25 protein-coding genes are annotated in these 22,197 nt (G+C 39.9%); 7 read left to right on the top strand and 18 right to left on the bottom strand.

All coding sequences use genetic code 11. The features are described from left to right. Positions 1–6 precede the first annotated feature (6 nt). The 5 genes from NSQ62_RS02225 to NSQ62_RS02205 all read right to left on the bottom strand — a co-directional run bounded on the left by NSQ62_RS02225 (position 7) and on the right by NSQ62_RS02205 (position 5,229). Positions 7–717 carry an amino acid ABC transporter permease gene (locus NSQ62_RS02225; protein WP_341322299.1) on the bottom strand — a complete coding sequence of 237 codons (711 nt, stop codon included), beginning with the start codon at positions 715–717 and terminating at the stop codon, positions 7–9. Positions 718–854: 137 nt separating this feature from the next. Further along, the gene (locus NSQ62_RS02220; protein ID WP_341322298.1) at positions 855–1,721 is read right to left on the bottom strand and encodes a transporter substrate-binding domain-containing protein; all 867 of its coding nucleotides are present in this window, start codon (positions 1,719–1,721) and stop codon (positions 855–857) included. Further along, complete coding sequence (locus NSQ62_RS02215; protein ID WP_341322297.1) at positions 1,718–2,896, bottom strand: acyl-CoA dehydrogenase family protein; 1,179 nt, start codon at positions 2,894–2,896, stop codon at positions 1,718–1,720. Before NSQ62_RS02215 ends, NSQ62_RS02220 begins: the two co-directional genes overlap by 4 nt. Positions 2,897–3,121: 225 nt before the next feature. Beyond that, on the bottom strand, positions 3,122–4,789 hold the full coding sequence (gene argS / locus NSQ62_RS02210) for an arginine--tRNA ligase (RefSeq protein WP_341322296.1): 1,668 nt from the start codon (positions 4,787–4,789) through the stop codon (positions 3,122–3,124). A gap of 2 nt (positions 4,790–4,791) precedes the next feature. Then, entirely contained in the window at positions 4,792–5,229 is a 438-nt protein-coding gene (locus tag NSQ62_RS02205) for a DUF1934 domain-containing protein (RefSeq protein ID WP_341322295.1), read from the bottom strand. Positions 5,230–5,426: 197 nt separating this feature from the next. Here NSQ62_RS02205 and NSQ62_RS02200 point away from each other — a divergent pair, with 197 nt between their 5' ends. Together NSQ62_RS02200 and NSQ62_RS02195 are read left to right on the top strand one after the other, a co-directional pair. Beyond that, positions 5,427–6,509 (top strand): diguanylate cyclase, encoded by a 1,083-nt coding sequence (locus tag NSQ62_RS02200; protein WP_341322294.1) that lies wholly within the window; start codon positions 5,427–5,429, stop codon positions 6,507–6,509. A 31-nt stretch (positions 6,510–6,540) separates the two neighbouring features. Continuing rightward, positions 6,541–7,611, top strand: coding sequence for a diguanylate cyclase (locus NSQ62_RS02195; RefSeq protein WP_341322293.1), 1,071 nt, complete (start codon positions 6,541–6,543; stop codon positions 7,609–7,611). 42 nt (positions 7,612–7,653) lie between these two features. Here the strand turns inward: NSQ62_RS02195 and speB are convergent, their stop codons facing one another. After that, positions 7,654–8,526: an agmatinase gene (gene speB / locus NSQ62_RS02190; RefSeq protein WP_341322292.1), complete on the bottom strand. Its 873-nt coding sequence runs from the start codon at positions 8,524–8,526 to the stop codon at positions 7,654–7,656. A gap of 296 nt (positions 8,527–8,822) precedes the next feature. Here speB and NSQ62_RS02185 point away from each other — a divergent pair, with 296 nt between their 5' ends. After that, positions 8,823–10,880 carry a PBP1A family penicillin-binding protein gene (locus tag NSQ62_RS02185; protein WP_341322291.1) on the top strand — a complete coding sequence of 686 codons (2,058 nt, stop codon included), beginning with the start codon at positions 8,823–8,825 and terminating at the stop codon, positions 10,878–10,880. A gap of 373 nt (positions 10,881–11,253) precedes the next feature. On the opposite strand, the gene NSQ62_RS02180 is transcribed toward NSQ62_RS02185, so the two are convergent. Next, positions 11,254–11,766 (bottom strand): YwhD family protein, encoded by a 513-nt coding sequence (locus NSQ62_RS02180; RefSeq protein WP_341322290.1) that lies wholly within the window; start codon positions 11,764–11,766, stop codon positions 11,254–11,256. 65 nt (positions 11,767–11,831) lie between these two features. Between NSQ62_RS02180 and NSQ62_RS02175 the strand changes: the two genes are divergently transcribed. Next, entirely contained in the window at positions 11,832–12,017 is a 186-nt protein-coding gene (locus tag NSQ62_RS02175) for a 2-hydroxymuconate tautomerase (protein WP_341322289.1), read from the top strand. Between the two features lie 114 nt (positions 12,018–12,131). On the opposite strand, the gene NSQ62_RS02170 is transcribed toward NSQ62_RS02175, so the two are convergent. The 3 genes from NSQ62_RS02170 to NSQ62_RS02160 all read right to left on the bottom strand — a co-directional run bounded on the left by NSQ62_RS02170 (position 12,132) and on the right by NSQ62_RS02160 (position 14,230). Next, a complete protein-coding gene (locus tag NSQ62_RS02170) occupies positions 12,132–12,341 on the bottom strand; it encodes a hypothetical protein (RefSeq protein WP_341322288.1) in 210 nt (69 codons plus the stop codon). 256 nt (positions 12,342–12,597) lie between these two features. After that, the gene (locus NSQ62_RS02165; RefSeq protein ID WP_341322287.1) at positions 12,598–13,902 is read right to left on the bottom strand and encodes an HD domain-containing protein; all 1,305 of its coding nucleotides are present in this window, start codon (positions 13,900–13,902) and stop codon (positions 12,598–12,600) included. Between the two features lie 103 nt (positions 13,903–14,005). Next, positions 14,006–14,230 (bottom strand): DUF1450 domain-containing protein, encoded by a 225-nt coding sequence (locus NSQ62_RS02160; RefSeq protein ID WP_341322286.1) that lies wholly within the window; start codon positions 14,228–14,230, stop codon positions 14,006–14,008. A gap of 322 nt (positions 14,231–14,552) precedes the next feature. On the opposite strand from NSQ62_RS02160, the gene NSQ62_RS02155 reads away from it, so the two are divergent. Continuing rightward, a complete protein-coding gene (locus tag NSQ62_RS02155; RefSeq protein ID WP_341322285.1) occupies positions 14,553–15,194 on the top strand; it encodes an RsfA family transcriptional regulator in 642 nt (213 codons plus the stop codon). Between the two features lie 14 nt (positions 15,195–15,208). Here NSQ62_RS02155 and NSQ62_RS02150 read toward each other — a convergent pair whose 3' ends face one another. Continuing rightward, a complete protein-coding gene (locus NSQ62_RS02150) occupies positions 15,209–16,036 on the bottom strand; it encodes a lipoate--protein ligase family protein (RefSeq protein WP_341322284.1) in 828 nt (275 codons plus the stop codon). A gap of 162 nt (positions 16,037–16,198) precedes the next feature. On the opposite strand from NSQ62_RS02150, the gene hemQ reads away from it, so the two are divergent. Next, a complete protein-coding gene (gene hemQ / locus NSQ62_RS02145; protein WP_341322283.1) occupies positions 16,199–16,936 on the top strand; it encodes a hydrogen peroxide-dependent heme synthase in 738 nt (245 codons plus the stop codon). A gap of 69 nt (positions 16,937–17,005) precedes the next feature. On the opposite strand, the gene NSQ62_RS02140 is transcribed toward hemQ, so the two are convergent. Beyond that, complete coding sequence (locus NSQ62_RS02140; protein ID WP_341322282.1) at positions 17,006–17,221, bottom strand: hypothetical protein; 216 nt, start codon at positions 17,219–17,221, stop codon at positions 17,006–17,008. A 119-nt stretch (positions 17,222–17,340) separates the two neighbouring features. Continuing rightward, positions 17,341–17,511 carry a hypothetical protein gene (locus NSQ62_RS02135; RefSeq protein ID WP_341322281.1) on the bottom strand — a complete coding sequence of 57 codons (171 nt, stop codon included), beginning with the start codon at positions 17,509–17,511 and terminating at the stop codon, positions 17,341–17,343. 310 nt (positions 17,512–17,821) lie between these two features. Here NSQ62_RS02135 and gerQ point away from each other — a divergent pair, with 310 nt between their 5' ends. Next, entirely contained in the window at positions 17,822–18,130 is a 309-nt protein-coding gene (gene gerQ / locus NSQ62_RS02130) for a spore coat protein GerQ (protein WP_341323870.1), read from the top strand. Positions 18,131–18,241: 111 nt separating this feature from the next. Here the strand turns inward: gerQ and NSQ62_RS02125 are convergent, their stop codons facing one another. From NSQ62_RS02125 to NSQ62_RS02105, 5 genes are all read right to left on the bottom strand, one after another. Then, entirely contained in the window at positions 18,242–19,930 is a 1,689-nt protein-coding gene (locus NSQ62_RS02125; protein ID WP_341322280.1) for a methyl-accepting chemotaxis protein, read from the bottom strand. A gap of 48 nt (positions 19,931–19,978) precedes the next feature. Then, positions 19,979–21,175 (bottom strand): M20 family metallopeptidase, encoded by a 1,197-nt coding sequence (locus NSQ62_RS02120; protein WP_341322279.1) that lies wholly within the window; start codon positions 21,173–21,175, stop codon positions 19,979–19,981. 135 nt (positions 21,176–21,310) lie between these two features. Continuing rightward, complete coding sequence (locus tag NSQ62_RS02115) at positions 21,311–21,688, bottom strand: DUF423 domain-containing protein (RefSeq protein ID WP_341322278.1); 378 nt, start codon at positions 21,686–21,688, stop codon at positions 21,311–21,313. 38 nt (positions 21,689–21,726) lie between these two features. Continuing rightward, entirely contained in the window at positions 21,727–21,993 is a 267-nt protein-coding gene (locus NSQ62_RS02110) for a YwdI family protein (protein WP_341322277.1), read from the bottom strand. Then, entirely contained in the window at positions 21,990–22,172 is a 183-nt protein-coding gene (locus tag NSQ62_RS02105; RefSeq protein WP_341322276.1) for a uracil-DNA glycosylase, read from the bottom strand. Before NSQ62_RS02105 ends, NSQ62_RS02110 begins: the two co-directional genes overlap by 4 nt. Between the last annotated feature and the right edge of the window lie 25 nt (positions 22,173–22,197).

Raw genomic sequence — 22,197 nt, 5'->3', positions numbered from 1 at the left:
CACCTCCTACGTCGTTTTAATTGGTTGCTTTCCTTTAGTAAATGCTTTTTCTAGTAGACTAAAACTCTTTTCAATTGAAATCGAGATGACCCAATAAATCACGGCTAATGCGAGATAAATTTCGAGTGTATGTGTGCCGTAATTGTTCGCAATGATTAAATTCGCCTTACCAACCACATCAATAAAGCCAATTGTGTATGCAAGTGCCCCTTCTTGAAGCACCGAAATTAAGCCATTGCCAAAGTTCGGCAGTGCTACCACAAGTGCCTGCGGGAAAATAATACGGCGATACGCTTGAAACGGGGTCAACCCAACACTTACCGCCGCTTCAAATTGTCCACGATCGATTGCTAAATACGAGGAACGAATCACTTCTGACATCATCGCAGCAAATTGTAAGCTGAAGGTAACAACAACGAATACACCCGTTGAAACGTTTTGTAGGTAAATGCCGAATAGTCCTTCTGAAAAGGCTGGAATTCCGTAATACACTAAAAACAGTAAGACAATCGATGGCGTACAACGGATAATCGTCGTATAGCCATTTGCTAAAGCACGTAACAATTGATTATTGCTTAACTTTGCTGCTGCGAGTACGAAACCTAATAACGAGCCACCTATGACCGAAAAAGCGGCGATATATAATGTAACCCATAAATACGGCAATAAATCCGGCAATGCCGACCAAATGTACGACACATCAAAATACTTTTCCATCCGTTCCCCACCCTTTTATATAAGAAAAGCGCTAAAGTGCCCTTTTAGCCCCGACACTGTTGCAATACTGAAAATTTTATAGTTTCTTATCTTTTAAAAAAGCTACTTAAGAAAAGTACTTAAGCAGCTCCGGCCGTTTAGCGATTTACTGAATCTAATACTTCAAATAAGTCTTTACCGTAAAATTCTTTACTTAACTCGCGTAAAGCATCTGTGTTCTTAATTTCTTCGATTGCTTTATCGTAAGCATCTGCAAATTCTTGCTGTTTTTTATTAAATAGCGGCCATGTTTTAATCACCGCAAATTCGTTATAAACGACTTCATCCTTTAAGTTATGGTAAGGGCCGCCTTCTGTTAACACTTGCCCTGTAAATGCACCTTCTATTTGAACCCCACCATCTACGCGCCCTTCATTTACCCATTGCACCACATCTACGGTGAAATCTTCACCTGCTTTTAATTTCACTTGATTATCTGGATTGGCTTCGTTGTATTCTGCAATCACTGTATACTGCGCATTGTTTGCCGCAATTGGTGCTAATGTATAGCCTGCCGATGCAAAATCACTTAAGTTTTTAATGTGTTCATTTTCTTTTTTCAGTACTAAACCAGCACTACTTAACCCTAAAAATTCTTGTGGGAAAATGTACTTTTGTGTACGTTCTTCTGTCCAGAATGCATTTTTTACACCTGCATGATATTTGCCCTGCTCCACACCGATTAATAAGTCATCACTTGTCGTGCCTACATAGTCAAACTCATATTCAGGTAATGCTTCGTCTACTAACTTCATCACTTCTACGTCATAGCCTGTTGCGTTCCCATTTTCATCTAAATACGTCATCGGTTTACTTGCTTGGTCATACGCGACCTTCACAACCGTTACCCCGTCTTTACTTGTTGGTGCGGCTGCGCCTGATTGTGGCTCATCCCCACATGCTGCCAATAACGCTGAAGCCGTGATTCCAATTGTCGCTAACTTTAAAATTTGTTTGAATTTCATACGATTACCTCTTTCTTTTGTAATTGATTTTGAATCGCTGTTTCTGCTAAGCGCTTAATGGTAATGTCGTCCATCGGCGGGTTATGTAGCCCTGCACGCACATCGCGATAATAGCGCTGTAATGGATTGGAACGTTGTAAACTTTTTGCGCCAACTAAGCGCATCGCTTTATCCACGACTTCAATGGCCATATTTGTTACAACATGTTTGGCAATATTGACTTCATTAATAATGGTTGATTTTTTCTTTGGATCTTTATAAAGCTCCGCTACACCATAAATCGTAAAGCGGGCATTTGTCAGAGCCAAATCCATTTCGCCGATTAACGTTTGTACGTTTGGTAAATCTGCAATGGTTCCTTGAATACTATTTGGTGAATGCTCTGTCGCAAATTTGACGGCATAATCACGTGCGGCTTGCGCAATTCCTAGATACGTCGCTGGAATGAGTAAGAGCCAGCCATTCAATTTGAAACCTGTAGAATAACTCGGAATTTCAACTAAAGAAGATGCCGCTACACGAACATTTTGCAATACTAAATCATCACTACCTGTTCCGCGCATGGATGCAACATCCCACGTATTTTCAACCGATACACCGGTTGCTGTTTTCGGTACTAAGAAAAAGCCGAGGTGATCATCATCCTCTATCCAGGCTGCTACTAAAAAGTAATCTAAATCAGGAGCACCACTCGTATAATTTTTACGGCCGTTAATCAGATAGCTGTCACCTTCACGCTTTGCGGAAGTTGCCGGTCTTCCTCCACGAACGGGGCTGCCCATCGCAAACTCACTTACTGCGCGGTTTACTGTTGCCCCATTTTTCACTTCTTCACCAAACCAAGCTAATGTTTCTTCATCCCAGTACTGGTTTTCAAAAATCTCTCCCACATTTTGAATTGTCCATGAGGCAGCTAGCCCTGTACTTCCACAATAACTTGCTACTGTTTCATGTAAGAGAATCGTGTCATAAAGCGAAAAACCTTCGCCGCCAAATTCCTTTGGCAATGTAATTTTTGTATAACCAATTTCTCGTAGCTTTTTAAAATTTTCAAATGGAAACACAGACGCTTCGTCGATTTGCTGTGCCTGCTCTTTAAAGTTTTGCTCTAGCGTTTCTATCTTCTTTAACCAGTCACGCTGTTTTTCTGTTTGAATAAATAATTGCTTACTCATAAAGCACCGCCTAATCCCTAGTTAACAACTAAGTTTTATTGTTAATCACAATAATACTTTCAGAATATTCGTAAGTCAATGGTTTATTTCCTAGTTTTTTTGTCGGATTGACTTTTTAAAATTATTGAAAGGGTTTCCAATTGTGTGATAGCAACGAATTAAACGCATAAAAAAATCCCCGTATTATTTGTCTAAAACAAATAATACGGGGATTAATTTTAACAATTACATTTTTTCAGGTGCAGATACACCGATTAATTTTAATGCATTGGCTAGTGTTGTTTTTACCGCTGTGATTAATGCAAGACGAGCTTCTGTTAGCTCTTTGTTGTCTAGGTTTAATACTTTTTCAGCGTTATAGAAGCTGTGGAATGCAGCTGCTACGTCTTGAATGTAGTTCGCGATACGGTGCGGTGTGCGGTATTTCGCTGCGTCCGCCACGATTTGTGGGAATGCGCCTACTTTTTTCAGTACATCTTCTTCTTTTTCTGCAGTTAACAGGCTTAAGTTTTCAAGTGAAGCCTCAAAACCTTGCTCTGCTGCTGAACGTAAAATTGAAGCAATACGTGCATGTGCGTATTGTGCGTAATACACTGGGTTTTCGTTCGATTGTGAAACAGCTAAATCTAAGTCGAAGTCCATGTGAGAATCGCCGGCAGTTTTTACGAAGAAGTAACGTACGGCATCTAAGCCTACTTCTTCTACTAATTCACGCATTGTGACAGCATTACCTGTACGTTTTGACATTTTGAATTTCTCACCGTTTTTGTACAGCTGTACCATTTGGATAATGTCTACTTCTAACGTACCGCGGTCATAGCCAAGTGCTTCGATTGCCGCTTTCATACGTGGAATATAACCGTGATGGTCAGCACCCCAAATGTTGATTAGCTTATCAAAACCACGGTGTAATTTATCTTCGTGGTATGCGATATCAGGTGTTAAGTATGTGAATGAACCGTCGTTTTTAATTAGTACGCGGTCTTTGTCGTCGCCGTAAGTTGTTGAGCGGAACCAAGTCGCGCCCTCTTCTTCAAATACGTGACCGTTTGCTTTTAGCTTATCTAATGCTACTTCGATTTTGCCGTTTTCATATAAAGAAGTTTCTGAATACCAAACGTCAAATTCAACGCGGAAGTTTTTAAGGTCATTTTGTAATTTTGCTAATTCTAATTTAAGACCGTGCGCACGGAAGAACTTAAAACGCTCTTCTTCTGTTTTATCTAAAATTGATGCGCCGAATTCTTCTGCTAATTTACCAGCGATGCCGATAATGTCTGGGCCGTGGTAGCCGCCTTCTGGCATTTCCGCGTCCATGCCTAATGCTTGCTTATAACGTGCTTCTAATGAGTATGATAAGTTGTTGATTTGGTTACCCGCATCGTTAATATAGTATTCACGAGATACGTCGTAACCAGCGAAATCCATAACGTTACATAATGAATCTCCTACAGATGCACCGCGCGCGTGTCCTAAATGTAAGTCACCAGTTGGGTTTGCTGATACGAACTCTACTTGTACTTTTTCACCAGCACCTGCAGTAGTACGACCGTAGTTTTCACCTTGCTCAACTGCTCCTTTAACAATGCTCGCTAAGAAGTCTTTACGTACTGTAATATTCATGAAACCAGGGCCTGCGATGTCGATTTTCTCGATATCCGTGCCTTCTGTTTCTAAGTTTTCTAAGATAGCTTCAGCGATTGCACGAGGTGGCTTTTTCGCTAATTTTGTTAATTGCATCGCGACGTTTGTTGCGAAGTCCCCGTTTGTTTTGTCTTTCGGTGTTTCTAAGTGAATATTTACTTGTGTACCAGCTTCTACTAAGCCCGCTTTTTCGATAGCTGCTGCTAATGCTGCTTTAATCGATTGCTGTAATTGTTCTACTGCGTTCATCACTATACCTCCATAAATTGAATATCTAACGTGTAACGGCCAACCGAATTGCCGCCTATAATAAGATCATATTGCGTAGTAAAACGCCCTGATACTTTTTCGTTGTTTTGTACTTCGATCGCTAACTGTTGCGTATCGGTAATGATTGGTAACGAGCCGAATGGACTTTCATAATGGCCATTGCCGCGCATACCAGGCGTTAACGGCAGTCGCATATTGACGCCACCCTTGCGGTGAATAAACCCTTGTTCTGGATGTAATTTTACAGTCGTTTGGATGTGTAAATCTTCCTGAACTTCCTCGTAGCGTAAATAATGACTTTCGCCCTTTTCAATACAGCTACCTTCAAGCCACATTTCGTATTGTTCAAGCTCGCCCTCGGTTGGAATGATTGAGGAAACTAGCTTAATTTTGACTGTTTTCCCATTCTCGTTCGCCACAGCAGTCAGCTCCCATATATTTATTTCTATAACCTTTTTATTATAGGCGAAAACGCTTGTTTTAAGCAAGATAGAAACCAAATCTTTGCGCTTACTCTTACAATTAATCTGATTTCAACTAAATCCCCCTTAATTGTGCGAAACAAATAGTCAGCCCTTCCTAAAATTTGAGATGATGTTTGATAAAGGAGTCTACCATGTTTATACAATTACTATCATTTTTTTCAATTTTATTTACCTTTACATTGTTGATTTACTGGCCCTTTTTACATCATTTTAAGCAAGGGGCTTTTATTGAACGAACAAAGCCTTATATCGTTGGATTGAAATTTGGGTTTTCTGGACTTATTTTTACAATTGTAGGGCTGGAACTGATGAGTGGTTTTATGGTGAATAGCCGCATTATTTTAGTGTTATTTAGTGGGCTGCTTGGTGGACCCATTTCCTTATTAATTAGTGGGCTTATTATGGGTATTGGGCGTTTGTTTTTAGACAATTTAACAACCGTTACATATTTACTCAATCTCAATTTCACCGCTCTGACCATTGTGCTTTTTTTATTTACTATTAAATATGAACTCACAAGGCAATCGATTTTCATTTATTTTTGGGCGGCATTAGTCGATGGAATCATTGTGCTGTTTATCGGTTTAACAATCCATAAAATCGGATTTTTCTATTTAATGGTATACACGATTTTCACTGTTTTTACGTTTTATTTTATTTATTTCGTCATTCATCAAGTCAAGCGCTCCAACGATACCGTTCAGGAAACGCATTATTTACAATACATCGACTATCAAACAAAATTGTCTAATAACTTTGCCATTCAACCTCACATTGAAAATTTAATTACTAAAAAGATCGATTTTACAATGTTGCTCATTGATATCAAAGATTTTCGCTTAGTAAATTCTTTATATGGCTTTCCAGTAGGAGATGCGATCATCAAGCAATTGGGACTATTATTTTGCGATTACGCTCAAAAAAATGATGTCATTATTGGACGCATCGGCGGCGAGGAATTTTTGGTTGTTCTAAAAAATGTCGCACCGGCTGTCGCAATTGTCGAAGCAAATCAGTTCATTCAAGCCATTGCGCAGCATAGTTTTGTCGGCCCAAAAAATACCGAAATCCGTATTTCCGTGTCAGTTGGCCTTTGTTCCTATCCAACGAACGGTGAGGATATGCATACGTTAACGAAAAAGTTAATTTTGGCCCAGCAACATGCCAAGGCCAATTCAATTTCTTCCTATTTCCATGCGAGTAACTTAAAATAATGGCTATCACTTTATACGAAGAGGAAATCATATGTTTTTAGAATTTATTAGTAATTTTGCTATTTTGTTTAGTTTTACACTATTAATTTACTGGGCATTTATCCAATATGAACATAAACCATTCATAAAAAAATATAAGATCGTGCTTGTTGGTATTACATTTGGCGTAGCAGCTCTTATTTTAACGGTCATTACGACACCGTTTGCAAATGGCGTATTAATCCATAACCGTAATATTTTCATTGTTTTTAGTGGCTTACTGGGTGGACCATGGGCGCTTTTTATTACGGGTATGATTATTGTTAGTGGTCGTTATTTACTCATGTACACGTCTACACTGGCATTTATTATGATGCTCAACGTATTTATTAATACAATTGCGCTTACATTTGTCAGTCGCAAACATCCGATCACGTACCGCAATATACCAATCTATTTTTTTATCATAACATTTGAGCATATTTCGTTGTTACTTATTTATTACCGTTGTTCAATGGAAAGTATCTATTTTTTAATCCTTTATTTTATCTGTTCATCTGTGATTTTTTATTTACTGCGCCAAATTTTATTACAGCTTGATCACCGCGATAAACAAATTAAGCAAATTTATCGCTTAAAGCAAATGGATTTACTCACGCAACTACCAAACCACATTGCAACAGAGCTCAAGTTAACGTGGCTCATTCAAGCTAAAATTTCATTTGAGTTACTGCATTTAGATTTACGGAAATTTAGCGCGATTAATCATCAATATGGCTACGAGGCGGGCGATGAATTCTTTTCTAAAATTGCCGAAACAATTCAACTGCAATTACCTAAAGATACCTATATCAGCAGAATTGATAGTGATGAATTTTATATTGTGCTTGTCGATACAGCACCTGCTGAAGCCATTTTAATAGCGAATCAAATAAATTATGCTATTAAAAATTTAGTATTTAAGCAAGACCCTACCTTACAAATTACGTCGGCAATTGGGATTTGTTCTTCTGACCACTATGCTGCCTTGTCGCCCTTATTAAACGCGGCATACCGTGCACTAGCAAATGCCAAAAGACAGTCCTCTACGTTTATTTGTCATGATAATCAATTGAAAAAATAAGCATAATAAAACGCATGACGAGTAAATCGTCATGCGTTATTTTTATTTCACCCAACCAAGAATCATTTCACGAATTAACTTCGCTGCTGTGTTCACGGTAATATCTGAGTGATCATATACTGGGGCTACTTCTACTAAGTCAAAGCCCACAACATCCACTTGTGAACGTGCAATTTCATGGATTGACGCTAACAGCTCTTTTGGTGTAATCCCGCCTGCATCCACTGTACCTGTACCTGGTGCGTGTGCTGGGTCTAATACGTCAATATCAATTGTTACGTATACTGGACGACCTTTTAATGTAGGTAAAATTTCTTTTAATGGCTCGAACACTTCAAATAATGAGATGTGCATGCCGTTTTCTTTTGCCCATTGTAATTCTTCTTTTAAGCCTGAACGAATACCGAATGAGTAAACGTTTTGTGGTCCGATTGTATCGGCAATTTTACGAATTGGTGTTGCGTGTGAGTACTGTTCCCCTTCGTAATCTGTACGTAAATCGGTATGGGCATCAAAGTGGATCACGGCTAAATCTGGATACTTTTCATACACTGCTTCCATTACCGGTAAAGACACTAAGTGCTCCCCGCCTAAACCAATTGGTACTTTGCCATCTGCTAGCACCTTACGGACAAATGTTTTAATTTCCGCTAATGATTTTTCCGCGTTACCGAATGGTAGTGGAATATCACCCGCATCAAAAAAAGGAACATCGCCTAATTCACGATCTAAATAGAAGCTATATTCTTCTAAGCCGATTGATACTTCACGAACACGTGCTGGGCCAAAACGTTGACCCGGACGGTAGCTTACTGTCCAGTCCATTGGCATTCCGTAAAGCACTGCCTTACTTTCCTCGTAATTTTGATTGCTTTTAATAAACATATTCCCTGCATACGTCTCGTCAAATCTCATTTATACCCACCAAGCTTTCTATGTATTGGAGTTGTCATTTGCCTTTTATGTCGTTCATCTTTCATTAAGTTTGCATAGGTTGCACTGAATTTGCTCATACTAAATTCATCAAATGAAACTTTCGTTCGCTATTTTCGTATAATTAAGTGCAACTGACATGATTCGACACTTTAAAAAGTGCTACGACAAAGTATAGTTGTTTTCACTAAAAGTGCAAGAGAATTTCTGTGATTTTTATCCATTAATGATGAAATTTTTATTGCACGCCAAATACTTTATAAATGAGGTGGAATGAGTTGAACAGACAGCAATATCAAAAAAAGCAGAATCGTAAAAAATTTGGCAAAAAAATTGGTCTTACTGCCATCGCCTTTTTATGTTTTGTCGCTGTCACCCTCCTTTCATTGCGTATATATGCACAAGTTGCTGGAGCACCGCCACTTACCGTGCCCAAAGCATCGATTTTTTTAGATAGCGACAACCACCAAATCGGGGATTATTTCACCGAAGAGCGTCGTTACTGGACTGAATATAAGGATATTTCACCTTATTTAATCGATGCGACAATTGCGGTAGAAGATAAGGACTTCTTTAGCCACGGTGGCTTCGACTATTCACGTATTGCAGGTGCTGTGTTAGCAGACATTAAAGCTGGTAGTAAAGTACAGGGTGCTAGCACATTGACCCAGCAATACGCACGTAATCTCTATTTAACACATGAAAAAACATGGACTCGAAAAATTAATGAAATGCTTTATGCATATCGTTTAGAGTTATTTTACTCAAAAGAGGAAATTTTAGAAGGTTACTTAAATACCGTGTATTACGGGCATGGCATGTACGGGGTGGAAGCAGCAAGCCGTTACTTTTTCGGCAAGTCTTCGAAGGATTTAACGTTATCAGAAGCATCGATGCTTGCTGGTGTGCCTAAGGGGCCGACGTATTATTCGCCGCTTAATAACCTAGAAAAAGCGACAAACCGTCAGCACGTGATTCTGCGTTTAATGGGTGAGCAAGGTAAAATTACCGCTGAGGAAAAAACGCGTGCCGAGGGAGAACAAGTGATTTTAAAAAGTGACGAATGGATTGCGACAAAATCGATTGCCCCTTACTTTTTAGATGTTGTTTGGGATGAAGCGAGTGCGATTTTAGCCGCGAAAAATTTAAACATTAGTGAGGGTGGCTGGACGATTCAAACGACATTAAGCCAAGCTCACCAACGTTTAGCTGAACAGGCCATCGAAAAAAACATGCCTAATAGCGAATTACAGGTTGGTTTTGTTAGTATGGATGCTGATACAGGTTACGTGACAGCACTTGTCGGTGGACGCGATTATAGCACGAGCTCATTTAACCGTGTGGCGCTCGGCAATCGTCAACCTGGTTCTGCAATTAAGCCGATTTTATACGCAGCAGCGCTTGAAAAAGGCTATAATCCGATGACGTTTCTAGACGTAGGTCAAACGACATTTACGTATGATAGCGGTCGTGCCACGTATACACCGCAAAACATTAATAAAAAATACGCCGATCACGAATTATCAATGGCACAGGCGCTCGCCATTTCAGATAATGTCTACGCGGTAAAAACACTAGAGGATATTGGCTACCGGGCATTCCGCGATGTACAAAAACGCTTTGGCCTTACTTATTCCGAGAAGGACAATCCAGCTGTAGCGCTCGGTACACAGGAAAATTCGCTTTATGATTTAACAAATGCCTACAACATACTTGCTGCTGGTGGCGAAAAACGCCAGGCGACAACCGTTCTCTCGATTACCGATGCAAAAGGCAAGGTTGTTTACGAATATAAAGCACCTGAAAAAGAACAGGTCATTACAAAAGAAGATGCGGCTGTATTAACGCATATGATGACCGGACTATTTGACCCGATTTTTAGCGATTACTCCCCTGCAACCGGACTGTCTCTGCGTTCACGTATGACGCATACGTACGCGGCAAAATCAGGGACAACGAATTCAGACCAATGGATGCTTGGCTTTACACCGAGCCTAACAGCTGGCGTTTGGAATGGCTATGATCAGGGCAAAACGTTATCGGTCCAAGCAGATATGGCGGCTTCGAAGCAAGTATGGATTGATTTTATGGAAGCTGCACTTGATGGCAAGGCAAACGAAGCATTTACGCTTCCAAATGGCGTTGAGCCCGTAGCAATCGATATTAAAAGTGGCAAACTAGCCAATAAAGCTTGTGGCAGTGAGCGTGTTGTTTATTTAAAAGCGATGGATGTGCCGACTGAATCTTGTTCATCGTTTGAATTTTTCAACACCGATACGTGGGGCAACTTCTGGGAAGGCAACCCGTTTGAAGCCCTCAAAAGTTTTTGGGAATAAAAAACATCATATTATTTATTATCCAAATAAGAAGAAATAAAAAAGCTCTTTCGTTTCCGGTTCAAGTCCGTAAAACGAAAGAGCTTTTCTATTGTGGTCAACGAAAGGATGAGAATCATGGGGCATCCGGCTTGGGAAATTGCAAATGCCGCATAATCCTCATCACTATTCATTTTCCACGTGTCCTAGCCTACTATTTTGCAAGCTTTAAGTTCAGTTTACTTTCTTTTGGAAGCAGTTTCAACCACGGATTTTCTTTGTGCCAGAACTGTCACATATTGTTCAAGGATTTAATTCATTTTCCTAAAAAAGTAATTGACTGCACATTAAATGTAACGCCTCAATAAAACACCCTTTTTTTAACAAATAAACACTATGCTAAATCGTTACGTAACTGTTCGTCGCTGTTTAACCACATTGTCTCATCATGACCTTTTAAAAAGTCGGCTAATGTTTTTTTCGAAGCAGCGTCCATATGATCAACGATAATTTTACGCTTCATTGATTTATCCATTCGATTGACATGATCTGCTAAAATTTTATAGCCACGACGTTTTTCACGGTTTACGACCATTTCACAAGCTGTTACGCCCGCAAAATAGGCACCAGATTCTTTATGATCAATCGTTACCCATACAAGCCAGTAGTCTTTACCACCTTCAGAATCTTCACGGTTCACGGTAAATTTAATACCGCGCTCGACTTCACTTTTCGCATGCATTGCGCCGATATCTACGACCGCTGTTTTTTCTGCGACATCCAAAATGACTGGTGACACATTCTCTAAAGAAAGTGAGCCAATGCCAAAGCCTTTATGTCCATCAGTTGGATCGTTTTTTATGATTGTAAATCCCATTTTTGGTTTTGAATTTTCATTATTCGCCATTGTAAATACCTCCAAATAAGCTATTATAATTACTATACACTATATTTTACTTAGGAGGCGACTTTATGCCAATCGTTACAATCAAAATGATCGAAGGCCGCACGGATGAACAAAAGCGCGCGCTTGTAGAAGAAGTTACACAAGCTGTTTCAAAAACAGTGAACGCACCAATCGAAAACGTATCTATTATTATTGAAGAGATGTCAAAAGGCCATTACGCAACAGCTGGCGTGCGTTATAGCGACAAGTAATACAATTTAAACATTTTGGGTAAAAGAGAATCAGACATGGTTCTCTTTTTATTTTGTAGACGGAAGTCAATTTATGAAAAATAAACTTATTAATGTTGCCATTATTCTATGTGCTTATTTACGGCTCTGTATTTTAAATAATAAAAATCCTGTAATGAGAATAATTATACCGACTAACAACATCCCTAAGTTAAAACCAAGAGTTATTGGTTTTAAGGAGTCTGCTATATCTTGTGTATTTGCAGCTACCTGACTTTCAACCGGAACAACAATCATTTGTAAAACAAGCAGTGCTGGTAATAGTGCCATTTTCATTTTTGTCATAAACATCTCTCCTAAAACGCTGTATAGCGCAATTTAATTGAGGTAGGACAAGTTACGTTACTTCTAATTAAGTTTTACCCTGATTGCATGTTATTTATCCAACTTCCAAAATAGCGTGTAAAAGACGAGCTAGTAATTGTAGAATGGTTCTTATCTCTCAACTGTGAACTCGTCTAGTCGATAAATCTCCCAATAATCAAAATTTGAATGCGAAAAGGACTTATCACTCCTCATTGGTGATAAGTCCTTTTTCTCATTATATATGTTTTAGTAATTGTCGAATTTCATCACGTAAGATTTGTGGAACGCTCTTATCCTCAAATAATTCCTCTGGATAATACACTTTATGATCGACTTTAATACGCCCTGCAATGGCTTCTACGATTTGACTATGCTCCGATAATTCGGATTGTTCCCCGTCTTGCATCAATAAAAAGATGGGCTTCTTCGTCCCTTCGATACCTGGTCGATAAAAATCATAAGGTAAATCAGACGTCGAATCATGCACAAAATAATAATCCGGGTCGTATCCTGCTTCTGTAAATAAACGGCGTAATTCCGAATTGACATCGGGCTGATCAAACGGATTTAAATTTTGATATTGGAAAAGGCGACGGTTCACAAAACGGCGGCTTAAATCACGTAAAATTGCATCGTCTTCATTCATCCAAAATTGGAAATACGCCAGCATAATGCTTTCATCAAGTGCAATATAATCTTCTAACGTCACGTTATTTTCAAAAAACGACTCAAACGGCTTTGGCTGTACTTTAAATTGATAGCCCGCTGCCCATAGCACCTTTACTCGTTTTAAAATATTATTGAGGATGACTTCCGCGCTACGAGATACAGGGTGGAGGTAGATTTGTAGGTACATTTGGTAGCGGCTCATAATATAGTGCTCTACCGCGTGCATCCCACTTTCTTTAATGACAACGCCATTTTTACGTGGACGCATCACACGCATAATGCGCTCCATATCAAAATGGCCGTAGCTAACGCCCGTATAATAGGCATCACGCTGTAAGTAATCCATACGATCCGCATCAATTTGACTGGAAATCAGGCTCACGACCAACTCGTTTGGATAGGTCTTTTCAATGACCTGTGCTACTTTTTCCGGGAAATCGGGTGCCACACGACTCAACACCGCATTAACCTCCGTATCTTCTAATAAAATACGACGGGTAAATTCTTCGTGGTCGGTTTCAAATACATTTTCAAATGCATGCGAAAACGGTCCGTGTCCTAAATCGTGCAACAGTGCCGCACATAAAACGAGTAAGCGCTCTGATTCATCCCATTCCGGGCGTCCTTTAAACACATCATCAATAATACGACGCACAATTTCGTATACACCGAGTGAATGGCTAAAGCGGCTATGCTCTGCTCCGTGGAATACTAAGTAAGTTGTACCGAGCTGTTTAATGCGGCGCAAACGTTGAAATTCACGCGTCTTCACTAAATCCCAAATCACTTGGTCACGCACATGTACATAGCGGTGGACGGGATCTTTAAACACTTTTTCTTCCTGCATTTTCATTTGCCCATATGTAGTCATAAAACCGACCTCCTTTTGCTTCATTATAATGAAGTTAGCTCTAAAAAAGAATTGTAAAGGCAAAAATCGCGTGTCTACATACGTGACGCGCGATTTTACGTAATTACTTTTTTAGTTTGTCTAACACCTTTACCATTAACTCCTCTTCAGTTAACGCGGCTACGGGACGGTTGTTTACGAATGTAAATGTTTTTTTGCGGCCGGGACCACAATATGAATGACAGCCAATTTCAATCGTTGCTTCTGGATCAATTTCTCGTAATTTGGGAATTAACGTCTTTAAATTAACGGCCTGACATTCATCGCAAACGTGGAATAAGTTTGCCATAGTGTCAACACCTCTTTCTTATCTAGTATCAATTACGCCTCAGCTAACTCTTGTCCAGATTTTTCAAGTTCATTTGAAAACTCCTCTAAAAAATCTGTGACATCCGCCGGGGCTTAAATTGATTCAATCAAGCTGAATCAATTTAACCTACCTGCTATTGTAGCTTATGATGTGCACTTCCTTCAAGTCATATCCTAGTATTTCCGTCAAAGGTCTGATAGTTGTATGACATGCGCAGATTCTAGCAACAATTTACGATACAGTGAATAAATATTTCACGCTTTGGACATGATAGATTTACAACAACTTAAGGGGGATTTTTATGACAAAAGCTAGACAAGATGCTTGGGTAGAAGAAAATGATGCACTGCTCGCTGAGGCGGTCATTCGCCATGTCAAAGAAGGCAGTACACAGCTAAATGCTTTTGAGGAGGCGGGCGATTTACTAAACCGTACCGCAGCGGCTTGCGGATTTCGCTGGAATGCCGTGGTGCGCCGCATTTATGAGGAAGATTTAGCACAAGCAAAAAAAGAACGAAAAGAACGTATGCGCTTAATGAATCAGGCGACCAAACGCCGGACAACACCACTTTATTTACTACCATCTAATGAAGAACAACCGATGTCGATTCCATTATCGGCCCTGTCACTCGATATTGTCATTGCCTACTTAGTACGCCTACAACACAATAACTCTAGTGAACAGGACGTGTTAAAATGGCGCAAGCTGACAACATTATTAACAGAACAAAAGCATCAGCTTGAGCAACAATTACATGCTTTACAAAAAGAAAACAAAGCCATTAAAGAAGATTACGAGCAGTTCGTGTCGATTATGAACCGCGCACGACGCCTTGTCGCATTTGAAGACGAGGAACTTGAGACACCAACTTTTAAAATGGAGAAAAACGGGAATTTAATCTCGCAAACTGCGATTCATGATACAGGCGACGTGCATCCATAATGCACGTCGTTTTTTTACTTTGTAAGCATCGATTCATTACGCTTTAACACGCGCTCTAAGTAAAACGTATATAAATCTGTTTCATGTTGTTGCAGTGGGTTCTCTCGTAACATACCGTTCCATTCCGCTAATTGCTGACGAATACGCTCGTTCACTTCTTGTACACTGACTATTTCTCCTGTTAATTCTTGTAGTGAAGCCATGACATGCGGCGTAATGACTGGGTATTGGAATTTCGTTTCCTCCCCTTGTAAGCCTGCCGCATAAAAATCACGAATAAGCTCGGCACGTTCACTGCCGCTACCTTCTACGCATACATAAATTTGCACCGCGATACCGTTTTTCATGCGACGCTGTGAAATACCGGCAAACTTCTTACCGTCAATGCTTAAATCATACGAGCCCGGGCAATACGAGCCAACAACTTCATAGGCTTCAATTTTATGTGCCACTTTCGGGAATAACGCGCGAATAAAATCAACCATGACATCAAATGCTGCATTTATGCTAAGGGGGATTTGTTCGCCTACGACAATCGAGATATTTAATACACCGTGATCTAACACAACCGCTAAGCCACCTGAATTGCGGACAATTGGTTCGTACCCATTTGCGCGTAACGTAGCCATGCCTTCCTCTATATAAGGTAAACGGTGATCTTGAATGCCAAGAACAACGGCATCATGATGCACCCATGTACGGATTGTGGCATCGCTCATTTCTTGCCCAACTAAATGGCATAATGTATCGTCCATCGCGAAGGATTCAAGCGGTGAACGTTTATTAGCACTAATCGATTGGTCGACGAAGCGCCATGTTGTTTTTTGTAAAATTTCGTTCATATCGTTACTCCTACTGTTCATTTTTCTCACTTTAGCATACCGCAATTTGAAGTCATGTCAAATTGGTGAAATCACTTTTTTTAAAGTGTTGAAATGATTATTTCCACCTCTTTTGTGCTAAACTAATTGTGAATCATTTTCAAATATAAGGAGTGTTTACATATGAATGAAGCAGCAATCACATTAGATGGTTGGTACGCGTTACATGAATTCCGCTCAATCGATTGGGCAAGCTGGAAATTAGTTTCTGCTGAAGAACGCGAAGCCGCAACGAAAGAATTTATCGCATTTTTAGAGGATTTAAATAAAGATACAGGCTCAAACGCTTTTTACTCAATTATTGGTCAAAAGGCTGACTTCATGGTGATGACGTTACGTGAAACACCAGAAGAATTAAGCGAGATTGAAACACGCTTTGCAAAGCTTGCGATTGCAGACTTTACAATTCCAACGTATTCTTACGTATCTGTAGTTGAATTATCAAACTACTTAGCAGGAAAATCAGACGAAGATCCATACCAAAACCCGCATATCCGTGCGCGCCTGTATCCTGAATTACCAAAATCAAAATACGTTTGCTTCTATCCAATGGACAAAAAACGTGACGGCAACGACAACTGGTACATGCTGTCAATGGATGAGCGCCGTAAGCTGATGCATGCCCATGGACTAATTGGCCGCAGCTACGCAGGCAAAATCAAGCAAATCATCACAGGTTCAGTTGGTTTAGACGACCACGAGTGGGGCGTAACATTATTCGCTGATGATATGCTGCAATTCAAAAAAATCGTGTACGAAATGCGCTTTGACGAAGTATCTGCTCGCTACGGTGAGTTCGGTGAGTTCCTAGTCGGGAACTTATTAGATACAGAAAAACTTGAAAAATTATTAGCCATTTAGAAACAAAAGCGCTCCATGCGATAATCTATAATTTCCTTAACAAATACAAAACGAGCGTGATGTCAGTCATCACGCTCGTTTTTTTAGCTCTGTATCCGTTGCTTTTTGCTCGTCATCCGTCTTTATAATTAAAATAACTGTATGCACGAAAAAGCCGATCACCACTAATACAATATAGAAAAACCACGGTGTAAACGGGTTCAATAATTTTCCAATGACCATTGCGACAGCAGCACAAAGAACAATAACGAGTGCAAGACTCCATTGAACTTTACGTCGTTCCACACAACTTCCCTTCCTTCATTTTTAATGATTTCCATTATAAATTATTGAAAAGTAATATCTATTAAAGTTATGTTTTCGAGCAAAAGTCGAAAAAAGATGAGTTAACCTAACTCATCCCTTTACGTGTGATCATCCTGTAGTTTTAAAATCATGATAATGGTATTAATGTAAAGACCCACGACTACTAATAGCACAAGCAAATACCAATGCCTTGGTTCCCCATAAAATGTGGCGATGGCAAACGCCAAGAATGCAGCGAGTATCATGCTAAACCAGATACCAACTTTCATCACATTCACTCCCCGAGTTTTCATTTCCACGAGGCAACATCTCAATTATTATGCACTGTATCTTTACCCATTTTTTATAAGATAGTACATAATTTTTATTATTATCCGTTAGTATATTCTAATAAATTAAAATCATTCATCCTATTTTTAATCGTTTGATCGTTCATTTACAGTCATCCGTTTTCGTGTATCTTTCTTTCGGGCGATTGCATATACTAAATCGAAAACGAGGAGGACCTCAAGAACCTGCCTCGACATGATTTTACATGAAAGGACGGAATTGATTTTGACTTATTATTGGACTCAACCGATGCCCCAAATGACATCTGGTATCCCAACGACTTCAGGTATACCCGGTGCTTCATTTCCACGTGAAGAATCGTATATTGAAAATATTTTACGACTCAATCGCGGCAAACCAGGTACCTTTTATTTTTCGTTTGATAATGCGGTAGCAGGTAGTAATACGCGTGCTGTAAGAGGTGTTGTAGAAGCAGCTGGACGTGATCACGTGATTTTAAGCGAATTAAAAACAAACCACCGCTTTTTGTTCCCGATGGTTTATTTTGATTATGCTGAATTTGACGAAGAACTTGCGTACTTTACCCAAACGCCTTAAGAAAAGCGTATTCGCGCCCTTTTAGCCTCAATTGGTGAAACTTTAAACTTTATTATCTATTAAAAAGTGAAAGAAGCTAGTTAGCCAAAAATACGCTAACTAGCTTCTTTCTTATTTCACTTTAAACTGATGGATTTCATGCTGTAAATCTTGTGCACGTTCACTTAATGTGACCGCCACATCACTAATTTGTTGCATCGTTGCGGTTTGCTCTTCTACCGCCGCAGAAATCATGGTTAAATTACCACTCGCCTCACCTGCACCATTTGCGATTTCGTTCACCGAGGCAGATACCTGTTCTGCACTTGCCGAAATTTGCTCAGACGTTGCGGAAATCTCTTCAATTTGCGTCGACATAATGTTGACTGCTTTTGCAATGGATGTAAAGGATTCGCCCGCTTCGGTAATAATTTCTACGCCGTCTTGAACCGAAACTAACGAATCGCTTACCGCACGCTCAACGTTTTCTGTGTCCGCTTTAATTTCAAGTGTTAAACTCACAATCGATGTAGCTGATGTTTTTGATTGCTCGGCTAATTTACGTACCTCGTCTGCTACCACTGCGAAGCCTTTTCCGTGCTCACCTGCTCGAGCTGCTTCAATGGCTGCGTTTAACGCGAGTAAATTCGTTTGATCGGTAATATCCGTAATAACTTTTGTAATATTATTAATTTCCTCCGTTTGCTGCGCTAGCTTTTTTACTAAGCTATTTACAGAGTTTGTCGAAGTGCTAATAATCGTCATTTGGGATTGTGCCTTTTCGATAATGTCGCCACCGTTATTTGCCGTTACCGAGGCGTCAACTGAGCTCCCATGTAAAAGCTGTGTTGCCTCCGCAATACGCTGCACGCCAGCTGCAGTTTCTTCCATCGCACGTGCACTTTCACTTGAAGCATGGGCCGAGACTTGTGACGTTTCTGCTGTCTTATTGACGCGTACCGTTACATCTTCTGTTGATGCTGTAATTTCCTCCGTACTTGCAGATAGCTCTTGTGCAGAAGCACTTAATTGCTCGGCATTTCCTTGCACATTTTTTATTAATCCCGATAGATTCGCTTTCATTAAGTTAAAGGCATTGCCTAACTGACCGATTTCATCTTTAGACTTGATGACAATATCTTGCTGAGACAAATCACCTGCTGCAATAATGTTCGCCTGTTTTACGACATTTTTCAGAGGCATTGTAATCGCTCTACGAATATTGAAAATGAAGAAGAAGACAATGGCAACACTCACAACTAATGCGATGATGGCAATGGATTTTGTTAAAGCAATGGCGCCATCTGTTTGTTTACTAATTTCCGCCAATTGCTGCTCTTGGTAGTCAATAATTTGGTTGGCAATATCTAAAATTCCGTCATTTGCTGCACGTAGTTTTGTGTTAATAAAGCCGTTTGCTAAAATTTTATCGTCACGTTTTAAAGCGTCTAGCATATCTAAAGAGCCGTTATTAAAATCGTTATTATATTTTTGAAGCTGCACAATATGCTCTTTCATTAGCTCGCTAGTTGTTAAACTTTCTAAATGAAGGATTTCGTTAATCAGAAATTCTTTATAATACTCAAAATTCTCTACAGATTCTTCTTTTCCATCTAATACAACTGCACGCGCATATAAACCTTGCATCGATAAACCAAAACGAATTTGATCAACGGAACGAATTTGCTCCACACGCTGATCTAATGCTTCTTCTGTTTTTGCCTCAATATTATTTAAACTTAAAAATGTAATCCCAATTGTAATGGCAAATATCGCAAGCATCGAATAAAAGGCGACATTTAATTTGGCCCCAACATTCATTCTCCAATCCTCCTTCTTTTTCCCTATATTTACTTAAAATTACATAATCTATAATACTACATCTTCTTTATTTTCGCTCGTCAAATAGCTCCATGCGGCTGCACCTAAAACTTGTGCCGCTATTAACATCGCTCTTTCATCAAAGTCAAATTTTGCGTGATGATGCGGATAAACCGTTTCCCACGCTGGATTTTTAGCACCTGTGAAAAAAAATGTACCAGGTACATGCTGCATATAGTAGCCAAAATCCTCCCCAATCATAAATGGCGGACAAACTTTCACTTCTTCAACTGTCGGAACTTGTTTCGCAATTTCCTTTAGATAGTTCGTTTCCGCTACATGGTTAATAACCGGTGGATAGCCATCAAAATATGCAAAATCATAACTCGCGTGCATACCTAGACACGTCGCTTTGACTAGCAGCTCTAGCTCTTCTTTAATTTTTTGTCGTACGGTTTCATCAAACGCGCGTACCGTTCCTTGAATTTTCACGGTATCAGCAATGACATTAAACGGGTTAATGGCTTCAAATTTACCGACCGTTACAACTGCTGATTCAAGTGGTGCCACGCGGCGGGAAACAAGTGTTTGTAACTGTGTGACAAAATGCGCGCCAACAACAATCGCATCGACTGAATGTTGCGGTTCCGCACCGTGCCCCCCCTTGCCTTGAATGACAATTTCAAAGCGATCAGCTGCTGCCATAATAGCACCGTCTCTTACAAGCACTTGCCCAAGTGGCGTTGGTGCCCATAAATGGGTACCGAAGATAACATCTACACCATCTAAACAGCCATCTTCAATCATTGCTTTTGCCCCACCTGGCGCGATTTCCTCCGCATGTTGGTGTATAAAGACAATCGTACCTGCCATTCGATCACGCATGTCCGCTAGTACCTTTGCTAGCACAAGTAATGCTGCCGTATGCCCATCATGACCACATGCATGCATCACACCATCATTTTTTGATTTATATGGCACATTATTTAATTCCTGAATCGCTAACCCATCAAAATCTGCTCGTAGCGCCACTGTTTTCCCTGGACGCCCACCACGTAGTGTCGCGACAACACCACGCTCTCCAACCTGTTCCCGAACCTCTAAACCAAGCTCTCGATAAAATGTTGCGATGTATGAAGGAGTATGTACTTCCTCATGAGAAAGCTCCGGATATTCATGTAAATAACGTCGAATGATGACCATTTCTTCAAAATGCTCTTGTAACTTTGTTAATAATTGCTTCATTACCATCGCTCCTTCACTAGACTACTTTATAACTATACAATAAATTCAGTCAATTTTGAAAAAACTTTTAATTTTATGATAGAACTAGTAAAAAAAGCACATACTTCTAAATTTAGAAGTACGTGCTTTTGTTTTCTATGCTTTTTTTACTGCGGTTAAAATAATCATAACCCAACCAATTAAGAAGAATACACCGCCAATTGGTGTAATCGCGCCTAATACTTTAATACCTGTAAGTGCTAATACCATTAAGCTTCCCGAGAAGAAAAAGATACCGGCGTTAAAGCAAAACATCGCTACTTTTAATTGCTTTACGTCACCAAATAATGGACGTGCCATTAAAATGCCGACTAAAATGAGTGCAGCTGCATGGAACATTTGGTACTGTACCGCTGTATCCCAAATGCCTGTGCCGTAATCGTCTAATACATCTTCTAATCCATGCGCCGCAAATGCGCCCAGTGCTACTGATAAAAAACCATGAATTGCACCTGAAATAATTGAACCCTTCATTCTTCTTACCTCTTTCTATTTCATCTGTTTTTCTTCAATTAAAAATCAAAAAGTGAATCCCCGTTTGCATCCTCTTCTTGTAACTTTTGAGACGGGATTGCTACTGGTTGTGTGAAGACAGGAGCAGGCTTTGCGATCGGCGCTACGTAAGTTTGCTGTGGTGTTACCGCAGTTGATTCTGCTAACACGACCTCGCAAAGTGCTTTAATCGCAGCGAATTTTTCTCGTGCTTGTTGCTCCGGTAGTTGTCGCGCTTCAGCCGTTAGCTTATCAATTTGTGTTAAAATCGTTTGCTGTGTAATCATCGCTCCGTACCTCCCTGTCTTACTTTTGCCACGAATTTCAAACACTCCATGCCACTTGACTGCCGAACAACTAATGATGGCAGCTGCTTTGTTTTAAAGCCATATGCCGCGCAGCCACGTGGGTTGGCTTGATCCCATGTTACACGGAAATGCTGACATTTAAAGCAATCTATTTTCATTGGTTGTTCCCTCTCTTTCTCTTAG

Source organism: Solibacillus sp. FSL H8-0523 (genome assembly GCF_038051985.1).
Lineage (GTDB): Bacteria > Bacillota > Bacilli > Bacillales_A > Planococcaceae > Solibacillus.
The sequence above is the reverse complement of the archived record's forward strand: the minus strand, read 5'-3'. Positions and strand labels throughout refer to the sequence as shown.